We start from the raw sequence: 12,671 nt of genomic DNA, 5'->3' as shown, positions 1-12,671 counted from the left end.
TTCCCCTCTTCCGCTCAGAAGTCCGCTATCGGGCTCTTCGCCGCCGGGCGGTCCAGGGCCAGGCTCGGCGAGGAACCGGCGCCGGGCGCGTAGTCGCTCAGGGCACTGCGGTGGAGAGGGGAGATTCCGTTGAAGGACGCCTTGGTGTCGGTCTCGTTGTTCCCGAAGAGGGTGTTGGTCTGACGGAGTCCGGTGAGCTCGGCGTCCAGGCGCCCCTGGAGCCGTTTGGAGTTCCTTTTCCACTTGTTCAGCCGGTGGGACAGCCCCCTGGCCACCTCCCAGCCGTTCAGCTTCCCCGTGGTGCAGATGGTGGCGTTTGAGCCGCCGACGGCGGTCTCGCTGTCCTCCTCGGCGAGGATGCTCGCCTTCTTGGTGTCGGGACCCAGATGCTGCTCGATGTAGCCGGCGGCCTTCTTCTTCTGCGTCTCGGAGTGCGCCAGATCACCGCCGGGCCCCTGGCCTCCCCCGCCTCCCGGGTGTGCCAGTTCGTTCAACCGTGTGCTCGTGGGCCGCTGGTCCTCGATGGACACGTGCTCCCCCGCTCCCTCGTCCTCGTCCGCCGTCGGAGTCCGCGTCCCGCCCGCTGTGCCGTTCCCCGTGCGTGTACGGGAGCGCGGATTGGATCCATATGATCACAGTGGGTTTCGCACCGGAGCACAGTGGTCGTCAACTGCGGTGACTCGCAGGGCGAGTGGACCTCCCCCGCCCGGAATGGATCGTCCGGGCGGGGGAGTCAGGGGAGTCGCGGTGCGGAGCAGCCGTGGTGTTCGGCCGAGGCCTCGGCGAAGGCCTTCAGCGCCGCCCGCTCGTACGCCGTCTCCTCCCGCGTCGACTTCTCCCGTTTCCTGTCCAGGGGGTCGATGGTGAAGAGAGCGGTCTCGCCGGCGAACGGGGCCGGGCAGGTGGCGGTGGCCCACATGCCGCCGTCGTGCAACGTCCCGCTGGGGGCGCGTCCGGGGATCGTCTCCTCGAAGCTGTACCGCTTCGCCCAGGCCGCGCGGGCACTCGTCGCGTACGGGCCGTAGAAGGCCCGCAGTGCGTAGAGCGGGGTGCCGCCGCTGTTGCCGACGGAGCACTTCTCCTGCGGGGCACCGCCCCGGTCGCTCTCCCAGGCCCGTGCGAAGGTTCGGCCCCGCGCCGGGACGCCTTCACACGTCCCGTCCGCCTCTTCGAGGGGGACGTCCTCGTCGTCGGCCACGGGCAGCGGCACCGTGCTCAGCCGTTCGCCGAATCGTGCCTCACAACCCCACTGCTGGGCGGCATTGCGCGCTGTGGCCGTGGCCAGGCGTCCTGTACGGATCCGGTGGGCAGGGTCGTCGAAGTCGGCGTCTTCCACCGACACATTGACGGTGACCAGCAGATCGCGGCGGTCTCCGGAGCAGTCCAGGAACACGGCGGCGGTCCCGCGGTCCTCGTGGGCGGCGTCACGTATCGAGAAGAAACCGGTCCAGCCGTCCGGCAGGGGCGCCGGTGCGTTCGCATAGAGAGCCGGATAGGGGTCGTCCAGCCGTTCCCTCTCCCCGTCCTCCCCACCACCCGGAACACGGGTGCCGTGAAGCGACACTCCGACCGATGCCTGCTCGAAGCCATAGGCCTTCTCGGGCCTCTTCCGGGCGACGAAGCAGCCGGTCTCCAGCGGTTCGTCCTTCCGGCCGAGGCCTTCCTCATCGCGTGCGGAATCCGATTCCCCGCTCAGCGGGCCACTGCCAAGAATCGCCCGCGCCTCGCGTTCGGGAAGCACTCCGCCGCATGCGTCGCTCAGCAGTTCCTCGGAGGCCTGCCGTTCGCTCCTCTCCTCGTACCAGGAGCGCCCCATCGGAAGCGTGAACACCATGCCGAGGAAGATCCCGGCGGCGATCACTCGTCGTCGGTGGATCGCCATTCCGCCACCTCCCCCAGGACCGTGGTGTCACGGCAGTGCGTTCGCTCGGGCCGGCCGCCGGGGGCACCGAGGTAACGGTCGAGTGCGGTTCGCGCCGTCCGCGACAGTTCCTCGCGTGCCGCCTTGCTCAGTGCGGACCCGTCCTCCTCGTGCCGCGTCACTCTTCCATCCGAATCCAGGTGGTGGCCGAGTTCGGGCGTGACCGAGATGGGGAGCACGTCGTCGTCGGCGGAGGGCAGTACGTCGCCGGGCCCCATGGTTCCGCCCGCATGTGGACGCTGCGGTCGCCGTTCCCGCCGTCACCGGTCCAGTCGAGTCGGCAGTCGATGAACGCGCGGCTCTCGTGGCCGGGTTCGAGGAGCATGCCGTACTGCCCGTGCGTCACGGCCGAGTCGCGGGGCAGGAACGGGTCGAGGTGGGCGGCGGGCAGCAGGCCGGCGCACGCCTTCCGTACCTGCGCACGGTTGGCTTTCAGGTATTCCTCGTCCCGCATTGAGTAGGCGATCACCGCCGTCACGACGGCGAGGACCGCCACCCCCAGAACAGTGGTACGCAGCCGACCGCGTTTCCACAGACTCCCCATGATCCCCCTGCCGGTCCTCGCCCGACGCTAACAGAGGGGATGGAGGGGGTTGGGTTTTCCACAGCTCGCCGAACAGCGTTCGGCCCTGCGTGCCTGCTCATGGCGTCCGGGCCCCAGGCACGGCTCCGACCGGCGGTAAAGTGGACTAGACCTTTCGCGGGTGACAGGTGAGACTGTCCCCGTGACTCCTCGGCATGACGAAACCGCGTATGTCGTCGCCCTCGACGTGGGCGGCACCGGGCTGAAGGGCGCCCTCGTCGGGCCCGGCCACACACTGCTGCACCAGGCGCGGCGGCCCACCGGACGGGAGGACGGGCCGGACGCCGTGGTGGGACACGTGCTCGCGTTCGCCGAAAGGCTGCGGGAGGCCGGGGTCGCGCGGTACGGCGCCGAGCCCGTGGCCGCGGGGATCGCGGTGCCGGGGATCGTCGACGACGCGGCGGGGACGGCCGTCTACTCCACCAATCTCGGCTGGCGGGACGTGCCCCTGCGCGATCTGGTGTCCGGACGGCTGGGCGGGGTGCCCGTCGCCCTCGGGCACGACGTGCGCGCCGGCGGGCTCGCCGAGGGGCGGATCGGGGCGGGGGCGGGCGTGGACCGCTTCCTGTTCACGGCGCTGGGCACCGGCATCGCCGGGGCCGTCGGGATCGACGGCCGGGTGGAGCCGGGCGCGCACGGCGGCGCGGGTGAGATCGGCCACATCACCGTACGGCCCGGCGGGCCCGAGTGCGGCTGCGGGCGGCGCGGCTGTCTGGAGCTGTTCGCCTCCGCCGCCGCCGTGGGCCGGGCCTGGGCCGAGGCGTGCGGGGATCCGGGGGCGACGGCGGCCGGCGCCGCCCGGGCCGTGGAGGCGGGCGATCCGCGGGCCGCCGCCGTCTGGCGCGACGCGGTCGACGCCCTCTCCGAGGGCCTGGTCACCGCGATCACCCTGCTGGACCCGCGGGTGCTGATCGTCGGCGGCGGGCTGGCGGAGGCGGGCGAGACGCTTCTGGCGCCGCTGCGCGAGGCCGTACGCGCCAAGGTCACCTTCCAGCACGTCCCCACGATCGTTCCGGCGGCCCTGGGGGACGCCGCCGGGTGCCTGGGCGCGGGACTCCTCGCCTGGGACCTACTCTCCGCGGAGGTTGCGAGCCTATGACCGGTCCGAAGACGGCGCAGACGACGGGGGCGCGGACGGCAGAAGCGCCGACGGCGAGCGCCCGGCCGGCCGGGGCGCGGCGCACCGTGCTGACGGGCGCCCGGGTAGTGCTGCCGGACGGCGTGGCCGAGGGCGGCAGGGTGACGGTGGAGGGCTCGCGCATCGCCGCCGACGCCCCCGGGGAGGCGGGCACGCTCGACCTGACCGGCCACTGGGTCGTACCCGGCTTCGTCGACATGCACGTCCACGGCGGCGGCGGGGCGTCCTTCTCCGCGGGGACGGCCGAGGAGGCGCTGCGGGTGATCGCCACCCACCGTGCGCACGGCACCACCACGATGGCCGCCTCCACCGTCACCGGCGGTCTGGACGAACTCGCCCGGCAGGCCGCCGCGCTCTCGGAGCTGGTGGAGCAGGGCGACCTGGCGGGTATCCACTTCGAGGGTCCCTTCATCGCCCGCAGCCGCTGCGGCGCCCACGACCCCGGCCTGCTGCGCGATCCCGACCCGGCCGACGTGCGCAAGCTGGTGGAGGCGGCGCGCGGCGCGGCACGGATGGTCACGCTCGCGCCGGAGCTGCCCGGCGGTCTGGAGTCGGTGCGGCTGCTGGCCGACAGCGGGGTGATCGCGGCGGTCGGCCACACCGACGCCTCCTACGAGGCCGTGCTGGAGGCAGTCGGGGCGGGTGCGACGGTCGCCACGCACCTGTTCAACGCGATGCCCCCGCTGCTGCACCGCGCCCCCGGCCCGGTGGCGGCGCTGCTGGAGGACGAGCGGGTCACCGTCGAGCTGATCAACGACGGCGTCCATCTGCACCCCGCCGTCCTGGAGCTGGCCTTCGCCCGCGCCGGGGCCGGCCGGGTCGCCTTCGTCACCGACGCCATGGGCGCGGCCGGCATGGGCGACGGCCTCTACCCGCTCGGCCCGCTTCAGGTGCGCGTCACCGACGGCGTCGCCCGGCTGGTGGAGGGCGGCTCGATCGCCGGCTCCACACTCACCCTGGACGAGGCGCTGCGGCGCGCGGTGACGGTGGACGGCCTGCGCATCGAGGACGCGGTACGGGCCCTGGCGCTCAACCCGGCGCGGCTGCTGGGCGTCGCCGACCGGGTGGGGTCGATCGAGCCCGGCAAGTACGCCGACCTGGTGGTGCTGGACGGCGGCTACCGGGTCGCGGGCGTCATGCGCCGGGGCGAGTGGGTGGTGCCCCCTCGCCTCCCGGACTCCGCGGAGCCCGCCGGGGTTGTACGCGGCGGCGCGACGGCCTGATTGCGTTACGGTCTCGTTCCCACATCGAGCGCGGACGGGCGTCTCCGCCCTCTGGGCCGGCCGCCTCCGCTTTGGCATGATCACTCGCACGGTCGGCGGCCCCGCGCCACCGTGCGTATGCCGAACGTTCACACTCGCCGGTGGGAGGCGGAGTACCGGATGATCCTGACCGTCACGCTCAACGCGGCTTTGGACATCACCTACCGCGTCCCCCGTCTGGAGCCGCGCGCCTCCCACCGGGTCCGGGAGGTCGCCGAGCGTCCGGGCGGCAAGGGCCTGAACGTGGCGCGGGTCCTGGGCGCGCTGGGCCACGAGACGCTGGTGACCGGCTTCACCGGCGGCCCGAACGGCGACCGGCTGCGGGCGCTGCTGTCGGAGGTGACGGAGGAGGGCCCGGTCGGGGACGCGTTCGTCGCCGTCGGCGGGGACACCCGCCGCACCGTCACGGTCGTGGACGAGGCCTCCGGGGACGCCACCGTGCTCAACGAGCCCGGCCCGCAGATAGCCCCCGCCGAGTGGGAGCGCTTCCTGGACGTCTACGGCGGCCTGCTGCACGACGCCACCGCCGTCGCCCTGTGCGGCAGCCTGCCGCCCGGGGTGCCCGTGGGGGCGTACGGGACGCTGGTGCGCGCCGCGCGCACCGCGGGCGTGCCCGTGCTGCTGGACACCAGCGGGGAGCCGCTGCTGCGCGGGCTGGCCGCCCGGCCGGACGTCGTCAAGCCCAACTCCCATGAGCTGGCCGGGATAACGGGCACCACCGAGCCGCTGCGGGCCGCACGGCTGGCGCAGCGGCGCGGGGCGCACTCGGTGGTCGCCTCGCTGGGCGAGGACGGGCTGCTGGGCCTCACCCCGGAGGGCGTCTGGCGCGTCGAGCCGCCCCGGCGGCTGGCGGGCAACCCGACGGGGGCGGGGGACTCGGTGGTGGCCGCGCTGCTGTCCGGAGTCGTGGAGGGCCTGCCCTGGCCGGACCGGCTGGCCCGTGCCGCCGCCCTGTCGGCGGCGACCGTACGGGCCGAGGCCGCGGGGGAGTTCGACCGGGTGCTGTACGAGGAGCTGCTGCCCGGGGTGCGGATCGACCGGCAGATGGCGGCCGTCTGACGGGCCGCCCGGCGGATCCTCCGGCATCCCGGCCGGACGGCGGGACAGCGGCCGGACGGCGGGACAGCGGCCGGACGGCGGCGGGCGGAGAAGACGGGCGCGGGGACGGGCACGGAGAAGGGGCGGGCATGCCACTGGTCGGCAGCGGAGAACTCGTGGCGGACGCGCGCGCGTCCGGCCGCGGCGTCGCCGCGTTCAACGTCATCACCCTGGAGCACGCCGAGGCGATCGCCGCCGGCGCGGAGACCGCCGGCATGCCCGCCATCCTCCAGATCTCCGAGAACGCCGTGCGCTTCCGCGGCGGCCGGCTCGCCCCCGTCGCCGCCGCCGCGGCGGCCGTGGCGCGGGCCTCCGGCGCGCCTCTGGCACTGCACCTGGACCATGTGGAGAGCCCCGAGCTGCTGCGTGCCGCGCCGGAGGCCGGGTTCGGCTCGGTGATGTTCGACGCCTCGAAGCTGCCCTACGACCGCAATGTGGCGGCCACGGCGGAGGCCGTGCGCTTCGGCCACGCGCACGGGATGTGGGTGGAGGCCGAGCTGGGCCGGATCGGCGGCAAGCCCGGCGACCGGGAGCCGGGGAGCGGGGAGCCGGAGGAGGGGCGCGGGACACTCGACGCGCACGCCCCCGGCGTGCGCACCGACCCCGCCGAGGCGGCGGCGTATGCGGCCGCCACCGGGGTGGACGCCCTGGCCGTCGCGGTCGGCAGCTCCCACGCGATGACCGAGCGCACCGCCGTCCTCGACCACACCCTCATCGGCGAGTTGCGCGAGGCCGTCCCCGTGCCGCTGGTGCTGCACGGCTCGTCCGGGGTGCCGGACGGGGAGCTGCGGCGGGCGGTCGCGGCCGGAATGACGAAGATCAATGTGGGGACGGCGCTGAACACCGCCTTCACCGGGGCCGTCCGCGCCTTCCTCGCGCAGGACGCGCGGGCCGTCGATCCGCGCCGCTACCTGTCCCCTGCGCGGGAGGCGATGGCGCGGACGGTCGCGGCCTTCCTGAAGGTGGTCGGCGGCTGACACGCCCGCGCCGCCCCGCGCCGCCGGCCCCTGTCGCGGCCTGCCACGGCGGCGTCAGCCGCGGACGTGGCCTTCCTTGAGCCAGACCCGGTCGAGGGCGAACCCGCACTGGTTGCCCTCCTCGCAGGAGATCCTGACGGTGTTGGTGCCCTCGTTCAGGTTGACCCAGGCGAAGGTGCGGGTCCAGCCCTTCTCCCACTCGCCCTCGCCCGCCTTGGCGAAGTTCTTCATGTTCAGCCCGCCCTTGTGGGGCGTGCCGTTGACGGCGAGCGCGGAGTCGGCGTCCTTGCCCGGCACTCCGTAGCCGACGAACAGCGTGTACTTGCCGTCCTCGGGGACCTCGAAGGTCCAGGTGGCCGAGGTGCCGGGCTTGTCGAAGCCGGTGACGTACGCGCCGTTCCTGGACTCGGCGCCCTGGACGGTCTTGTCCGTGGTCGCCCCGCCGCCGAGCTGGAGGCTGGCCGCGTCCTCGGAGGGGAGGGGGCCCGGCTTCTTCTCCTTGTTCTTCTCGGCGTCCTTGTCCTGGTCGTCCCCGTCGCCTCCGCCGCTCTCGCCCTCGCCGGCTCCGGAGGTGGCGGCCTGGGTGCCGCCGGTCTGGTTGGCGTTCGCGTCGTCGCCGTCACTGAAGAAGACCGCGGCACCCACTCCGAGGACCACGGCGGCGACGACCGCCAGCGCGCCCACCAGCAGGCCGTTGTGGTTGCGGCCCCGCCCCCGGCCGGCCGGACCGGCCGCGGCGGCCTCGCGCCGCGCGGCGGCACGGCCGCCGGGCACGGTCTCGGGAGCCGCGTAGTGCGCGCTGGGCTGGTGCGCCTGCTGCTGGGGCTGCTGCGGCGCCTGCTGCTGGCCCTGCTGCCCGCCGTAGCGGCGCTCGCCCACGGCCCGGACGTGGTTGTACGAGGTGCGAGGCACTCCGGGCTGTGACGCCGCGGCGCCCGTGTCACCGCTCGTACCGCCCTCGGAGCGGTAGAGGTAGGCGAACGGGTCGTCGTTCTCCGGCGTGCCCGAGCCGTTGTTACCGGCGGTCATTCCGTGCGCTCCTCCATGACGGGTGCCTGCCCGGCGCAGCCTACCTCTTTCGGGTTAAAGAGCGCGGTGTCCGTGACCCCTCGCACCGCGTCCCGCCGCACACCCGGCGCCGGGGCCGTCCAGGCCTCATCCGGCCCGGCGGTGGGCCTTGGACCGCGACCGCTTCTCAACGTACATCCGCTGGTCGGCGGAGTGCAGGACCTCCTCGGCGGACATCCCGCACCCCGCCCAGCTGATGCCGAAGCTCGCTCCCACCCGTACCGCGCGCCCCTCCACGCGGATGGGCGGAATGATCGCGTTGCGCAGCCGTACGGCCAGGTCAGCGGCGTCACCGCGGCACAGCCCGTCCGCCAGGACGACGAATTCGTCACCACCCAGCCGCGCGACGGTGTCATTGTCGCGAACACCACTCGAAAGACGTCTGGCCACCTCGATCAGCACGGCGTCGCCGCAGTGGTGGCCGAAGCGGTCGTTGATCGACTTGAAGCCGTCGAGGTCGCAGAAGAGGACGGCCAGTCCCTTCTCCGAGGGATCGTCGCTCGCGGGCGGAACGGTGTGGACGTGGTGCTCGTAACCGCCGGACGGCTCCGGCAGGACTCCCCCGAAGCCGTCCCGGTAACCGCCTGGGCCGAAACCGTCCCGCCCGAAGCCGTCGAGGCCGAACCCGCCGGCGCCGAAGCCCTCGGGCCCGAACCCGCCGTCGAGCGCGCCGCCGGCTCCCCCGGGGCCCATCTGCGCGGCGTCGGGCACCGGCGCGGGCTTGTCGCACAGCCGCGCGCCGAGCCGCGCCCGCAGCTCGGCGCTGTTGGGCAGACCGGTGAGCGAGTCGTGGCTGGCGCGGTGGGCGAGCTGGAGCTCGTGCCGCTTGCGCTCCTCGATGTCCTCGACATGGGTGAGCAGGAAGCGCGGGCCGTCGGTGGCGTCGGCCACCACCGAATTGCGCAGGGAGACCCACAGAAAGGAGCCGTCGCGCCGCGCCAGCCGCAGCTCGGCCCGGCCGCCCTCCGCGGAGGTGCGCAACAGGGTCGTCAGGTCCTCGGGGTGGACGAGGTCGGAGAAGCCGCAGCGCCGCAGCGCCGCCGCCGGGCGGCCCAGCAGCCGGCACAGTGCGTCGTTGGCGCGCACCAGCCGCCCGTGCTGGTCGCCGCCCAGCTCGGTGACCGCCATACCGCTGGGCGCGTACTCGAAGGCCTGCCGGAAGCTCTCCTCGCTCGACCTCAGCGCCTGCTGCTCACGCTCCAGGCGGACCAGCGCGCGCTGCATGTTTGCGCGCAGCCGGGCGTTGCTGATCGCAATCCCCGCCTGAAAGGCGTACATCTGCAACGCTTCGCGCCCCCACGCGCCCGGGCGCCGCCCGTTGCGCGGCTTGTCGACGGAGATGACGCCGAGGAGCTCTCCGTCGGAGGAGTGCATCGGCGCCATGAGGAGATCCATCGGATGCCACTCGTCGGCGTACCGCGGGGCCGGCCCGGCGGTGTGCCACTGCGGCACGTCGTCGTCCATCAGGACCCACGCCTCGGTGTACGGGATGAAGCGCAGCTCGCCCCAGCGCTCACCCAGCGCCAGCCGCCGCTCCCAGGCCGCCCGCGAGCCCGTACGGCCCGCCATCATCGCCTCGGCGCCCTCACTGCCCGCGACGGCCGCCACCACGAGGTCTCCGTCGGGCTTGACGAGGTTGACCGCGGCCAGCTCGAAGTCGAGGCCCTTCACGATGCCGTCGGCGACGGTCTGCAGGGTGTCCGCCAGGCTGCGGGCGGCGTTGAGGTCCGCCATGGACTGGTGGAGCCTGCGCAGGGTGGCGAGGCACACGTACGGCTCCGACTCGGCTTCCATCCGCCCTCCCCCTGAGACTCGAGTGGGTGACTCCAGATGATCCGGTTTTGGACTTCCTCCTGTCTTCAGGCCACTGAATCACAGCGAGCTGTCCAGCCGGTACACAGGGTCAACAATTGACCCCGTGTGTGACTCATGTCACAACAGAGCGTGGGTGCGCGACTGCGCCGCATGGGAGCGCTCCGATCCGCACCACACCCGTACCGAACGCAAATTCCGGTCCTGACCTGCGGATCATTCAGCCGATGTACCTAGGTCCGCTCTGGTCCCGGGGGCCGATGCGGCCTCCCGGAGCAGCGTCTAGCGTGCGGGGTGTGCACCCGACACCACAGCAACAGATGTCCCGGAACGCCCCCACTTCGCCCTCGCGCCGCACCTCGGGCCTCCCGCATCCTGAGGGGGTGGGCGAGGAGGAGTTCCGCGCGGCCCTGGCACGGCTGGCCGCGGGCGTGGTACTGGTGACGGCGCACGACCCGGAGGACGGGCCGCGCGGCGAGGACGTGGGCATGACCGCGACCTCCTTCCTCTCCGTCTCCCTGGACCCGCCGCTGGTACTGGTCAGCGTGCGCGAGGGCTCCCGAATGGACGAGCTGCTGGAACGGCAGCCCCTGTGGGCCGCCTCCCTGCTCGCGGAGGGCCAGCGCCACATCGCGGGCCGCTTCTCCATGCGCGGCAGGGTCAGCGACCGCCTGCTCTTCCAGGACATGCCCTGTACCCGCGGCGAGGCCTCCGGCGCCCCCCTCGCCGACGGCGCGCTGGCGACGGTGGAGTGCCGCACCGAGCAGCGGGTGGGCGCGGGCGACCACACGCTGGTGATCGGCCGGGTACTGGCCACCTCGCTGCCGTCCTCGGAGGGCAGGCCACTGACGTACTTCCGCGGACGCTACCGCCACCTGTCATAACGACCGCCCCGGCCGGAAAACGCGCCCGTCGTCCACAGCCCCCGACGGGCCGGATCGTCTGCTGACTACACTGACGTGACACGACCTTGGCACAGCGTGGCGACTAATCGGGGGACGGGGGCACGGCGTGACGGGCGAACGTGACTTCGGCGGTGGCAAGAGCCTGAACTACCAGGCCGAGACACTCACCGCCTTCAAGGGCCGCATCGACGAACTCCTGGGCGAGCTGGGGAAGTCCCCCGCGTCCCACAAACAGATCGGCGAACAGACCGTCACCCCGGACGCGTACGGCACGGGCTTCAGCGCGGCGGAGGATCTGTCAGCCCTCTATGAGAAGGTGCACACGCGCCTGGAAGCCCTCTCCCGGCTGTTCGGCGAGCAGTTGGAGGCGCTGGGGATCGCCACCGAGATCGTGGACAAGGGCTACGGCAACGTCGAGGCGGAACGGCGACAGCGCTTCCAGGCCATCCAGACGCAGGTGGACGAGCACTGGTCGGCAAGTCGGCAGGGTGACTCGGAGGAGGGCAAGGACGCCTCCTCCGAAGGCAACAGGAAGGCCCTCGACGCGGACACGGACTTCGACTGAGGGGGGCAGGAATGGCTACGGGAGAGTTCGAGGGCAAGTCACTCGCCGCGCTCAACGCGATGGTCACGAAGGCCGACCCCGGCCTGCTCACCTCGCGCGGTCAGGCCCTCGGCAAGGCCGGCTCCGACATGGACGGCATCGGCAGCGAACTGCGCACCTACATCGACCGCGTGGAATGGGACGGCGAGGGCGGCGACGCCTTCCGCGAGTGGGGGCGTCAGTTCGCCCTGGAGTCCATGCGGTTCGCCGCGTACGTCCGCACGCTCGGGCATCACATGGTCAACGCGGGCCAGGCCCTGACCGAGGCCAAGGCCGCCATCCCCGAGCCCGAGTTGATGTGCTACGCCGATCCGGAGAAGGAAAAGGCCCGCCTGGAGAGCGAGGAGAGCAAGCGCCAGGAGGCGATCAACCAGCTCAACCGGCTGTCGTCGTACTACAGGACGACCGGGGAAGCACTCCGCGCCGCGGAGGAGCCGGACTTCAAGCCGCTGCCTGACGGCAAACAGCACGAGGGTTCCAGCAACAGTACGCCGGGGGCGGCATCGGGTAGCAGCTCAACGGTGTATCGGGAACAAGGCACTAGCTCCGACAGACCGGCAACCGGCCAGGGCGGCACGGAGGGACGTTCCCCCTCCCCCACCGCTGAACGTTCCACTCCCGTGTTCGACCGCCCCACGAATACGAAACTCGACTCCGTCACCCCTCTTCCCGTGGCTGAGCAGCGGCCGCAGACCGTAACGCCCATGCCCTCTCAGCAATCCGCCAGTCCGCCCTCTCCTCCGGTGGCTCCGATGCCATCCACCGGGCCGGTCCAGCAGACGGGCCGCGCCCCCAACGGCGTCAGACCATCGGTCGGCAGCGGCGGAGGCAGCCTTTCGCCACGAGGTTCGGTAAAGGACGGCATCATGGGCGGCACACCTCGCCACGCGGGCAACCCCGCGCCCGGAACCGGAACTCCACGCGGAACCGTCGCCGGCGACCGTGCTCCCATGGGCCGCCCCACGGGTGGTTACCCGGGTGCGGGTGCCGCTGGAGGCGGAGCCTCGACGGGCAGGGGCATGCCCCCTGGGCGTCCTTTTAGTCCATCGACAGGTAGTCCGGCGGGAGCGTCCCGTACGGGAAGTGGCTCCAGAAGCGCCAGTTTCACACCAGGCGGCACCGGGCTTGTCCGGGGAAACACCACCCCGGGCGTGACAGGGCGGCCGACTGGCACGAATTCGCCGTCGGAGAACCGGCGGCGTGGGCAGGATCGTCCCGACTACCTGGCCGAGGACGAGGAGACCTGGGCAGGGCGGCGGGACGTGGTGCCGCCGGTCATCGACTAAATCCGAGGAAGTGCACT

General features: G+C 72.8%; 13 protein-coding genes. 7 read left to right on the top strand and 6 right to left on the bottom strand.

Going from position 1 to position 12,671, the window contains the following annotated elements:
- Positions 1–14: 14 nt before the first annotated feature.
- From CUT83_RS17120 to CUT83_RS17105, 4 genes are all read right to left on the bottom strand, one after another.
- Positions 15–530, bottom strand: a complete 516-nt coding sequence (locus CUT83_RS17120; RefSeq protein ID WP_101256714.1) for a hypothetical protein — start codon at positions 528–530, stop codon at positions 15–17.
- Positions 531–733: 203 nt separating this feature from the next.
- Positions 734–1,882 (bottom strand): hypothetical protein, encoded by a 1,149-nt coding sequence (locus tag CUT83_RS17115; protein WP_143688578.1) that lies wholly within the window; start codon positions 1,880–1,882, stop codon positions 734–736.
- Positions 1,858–2,043 carry a hypothetical protein gene (locus tag CUT83_RS17110; protein ID WP_101256712.1) on the bottom strand — a complete coding sequence of 62 codons (186 nt, stop codon included), beginning with the start codon at positions 2,041–2,043 and terminating at the stop codon, positions 1,858–1,860. Before CUT83_RS17110 ends, CUT83_RS17115 begins: the two co-directional genes overlap by 25 nt.
- A complete protein-coding gene (locus CUT83_RS17105; RefSeq protein ID WP_143688577.1) occupies positions 2,040–2,465 on the bottom strand; it encodes a hypothetical protein in 426 nt (141 codons plus the stop codon). Before CUT83_RS17105 ends, CUT83_RS17110 begins: the two co-directional genes overlap by 4 nt.
- Before the next feature lie 181 nt (positions 2,466–2,646).
- Between CUT83_RS17105 and CUT83_RS17100 the strand changes: the two genes are divergently transcribed.
- From CUT83_RS17100 to CUT83_RS17085, 4 genes are all read left to right on the top strand, one after another.
- Complete coding sequence (locus tag CUT83_RS17100) at positions 2,647–3,603, top strand: ROK family protein (protein ID WP_101256710.1); 957 nt, start codon at positions 2,647–2,649, stop codon at positions 3,601–3,603.
- Entirely contained in the window at positions 3,600–4,865 is a 1,266-nt protein-coding gene (gene nagA / locus CUT83_RS17095; RefSeq protein WP_101256709.1) for an N-acetylglucosamine-6-phosphate deacetylase, read from the top strand. The genes CUT83_RS17100 and nagA overlap by 4 nt, the downstream gene beginning before the upstream one ends.
- A gap of 159 nt (positions 4,866–5,024) precedes the next feature.
- On the top strand, positions 5,025–5,963 hold the full coding sequence (locus CUT83_RS17090; RefSeq protein WP_101256708.1) for a 1-phosphofructokinase family hexose kinase: 939 nt from the start codon (positions 5,025–5,027) through the stop codon (positions 5,961–5,963).
- Positions 5,964–6,091: 128 nt separating this feature from the next.
- On the top strand, positions 6,092–6,979 hold the full coding sequence (locus CUT83_RS17085) for a class II fructose-bisphosphate aldolase (RefSeq protein WP_101256707.1): 888 nt from the start codon (positions 6,092–6,094) through the stop codon (positions 6,977–6,979).
- A gap of 54 nt (positions 6,980–7,033) precedes the next feature.
- Here CUT83_RS17085 and CUT83_RS17080 read toward each other — a convergent pair whose 3' ends face one another.
- Both CUT83_RS17080 and cdgB read right to left on the bottom strand, forming a co-directional pair.
- Positions 7,034–8,008 (bottom strand): carbohydrate-binding protein, encoded by a 975-nt coding sequence (locus CUT83_RS17080; protein WP_101256706.1) that lies wholly within the window; start codon positions 8,006–8,008, stop codon positions 7,034–7,036.
- 126 nt (positions 8,009–8,134) lie between these two features.
- Entirely contained in the window at positions 8,135–9,841 is a 1,707-nt protein-coding gene (cdgB, locus tag CUT83_RS17075) for a diguanylate cyclase CdgB (RefSeq protein ID WP_101256705.1), read from the bottom strand.
- A gap of 338 nt (positions 9,842–10,179) precedes the next feature.
- On the opposite strand from cdgB, the gene CUT83_RS17070 reads away from it, so the two are divergent.
- The 3 genes from CUT83_RS17070 to CUT83_RS29850 all read left to right on the top strand — a co-directional run bounded on the left by CUT83_RS17070 (position 10,180) and on the right by CUT83_RS29850 (position 12,654).
- On the top strand, positions 10,180–10,743 hold the full coding sequence (locus tag CUT83_RS17070) for a flavin reductase family protein (RefSeq protein WP_101256704.1): 564 nt from the start codon (positions 10,180–10,182) through the stop codon (positions 10,741–10,743).
- Between the two features lie 127 nt (positions 10,744–10,870).
- Complete coding sequence (locus CUT83_RS17065) at positions 10,871–11,329, top strand: DUF2563 family protein (RefSeq protein WP_101256703.1); 459 nt, start codon at positions 10,871–10,873, stop codon at positions 11,327–11,329.
- A gap of 11 nt (positions 11,330–11,340) precedes the next feature.
- Positions 11,341–12,654, top strand: coding sequence for a WXG100 family type VII secretion target (locus CUT83_RS29850; protein ID WP_143688576.1), 1,314 nt, complete (start codon positions 11,341–11,343; stop codon positions 12,652–12,654).
- Positions 12,655–12,671 lie beyond the last annotated feature (17 nt).

Source organism: Streptomyces barkulensis (assembly GCF_002843305.1).
GTDB classification, from domain to species: Bacteria; Actinomycetota; Actinomycetes; order Streptomycetales; family Streptomycetaceae; genus Streptomyces; species Streptomyces barkulensis.
This window is presented reverse-complemented; position numbering and strand designations above follow the sequence as displayed.

Excerpts from the sequence above, each read along its gene's own strand:
- CUT83_RS17115 (WP_143688578.1), bottom strand. The coding sequence starts at position 1,882 with ATGGCGATCCACCGACGACGAGTGATCGCCGCCGGGATCTTCCTCGGC.
- CUT83_RS17105 (WP_143688577.1), bottom strand. The coding sequence starts at position 2,465 with ATGGGGAGTCTGTGGAAACGCGGTCGGCTGCGTACCACTGTTCTGGGG.
- nagA (WP_101256709.1), top strand. The coding sequence starts at position 3,600 with ATGACCGGTCCGAAGACGGCGCAGACGACGGGGGCGCGGACGGCAGAA.
- CUT83_RS17090 (WP_101256708.1), top strand. The coding sequence starts at position 5,025 with ATGATCCTGACCGTCACGCTCAACGCGGCTTTGGACATCACCTACCGC.
- CUT83_RS17085 (WP_101256707.1), top strand. The coding sequence starts at position 6,092 with ATGCCACTGGTCGGCAGCGGAGAACTCGTGGCGGACGCGCGCGCGTCC.
- CUT83_RS17080 (WP_101256706.1), bottom strand. The coding sequence starts at position 8,008 with ATGACCGCCGGTAACAACGGCTCGGGCACGCCGGAGAACGACGACCCG.
- cdgB (WP_101256705.1), bottom strand. The coding sequence starts at position 9,841 with ATGGAAGCCGAGTCGGAGCCGTACGTGTGCCTCGCCACCCTGCGCAGG.
- CUT83_RS17070 (WP_101256704.1), top strand. The coding sequence starts at position 10,180 with ATGTCCCGGAACGCCCCCACTTCGCCCTCGCGCCGCACCTCGGGCCTC.
- CUT83_RS29850 (WP_143688576.1), top strand. The coding sequence starts at position 11,341 with ATGGCTACGGGAGAGTTCGAGGGCAAGTCACTCGCCGCGCTCAACGCG.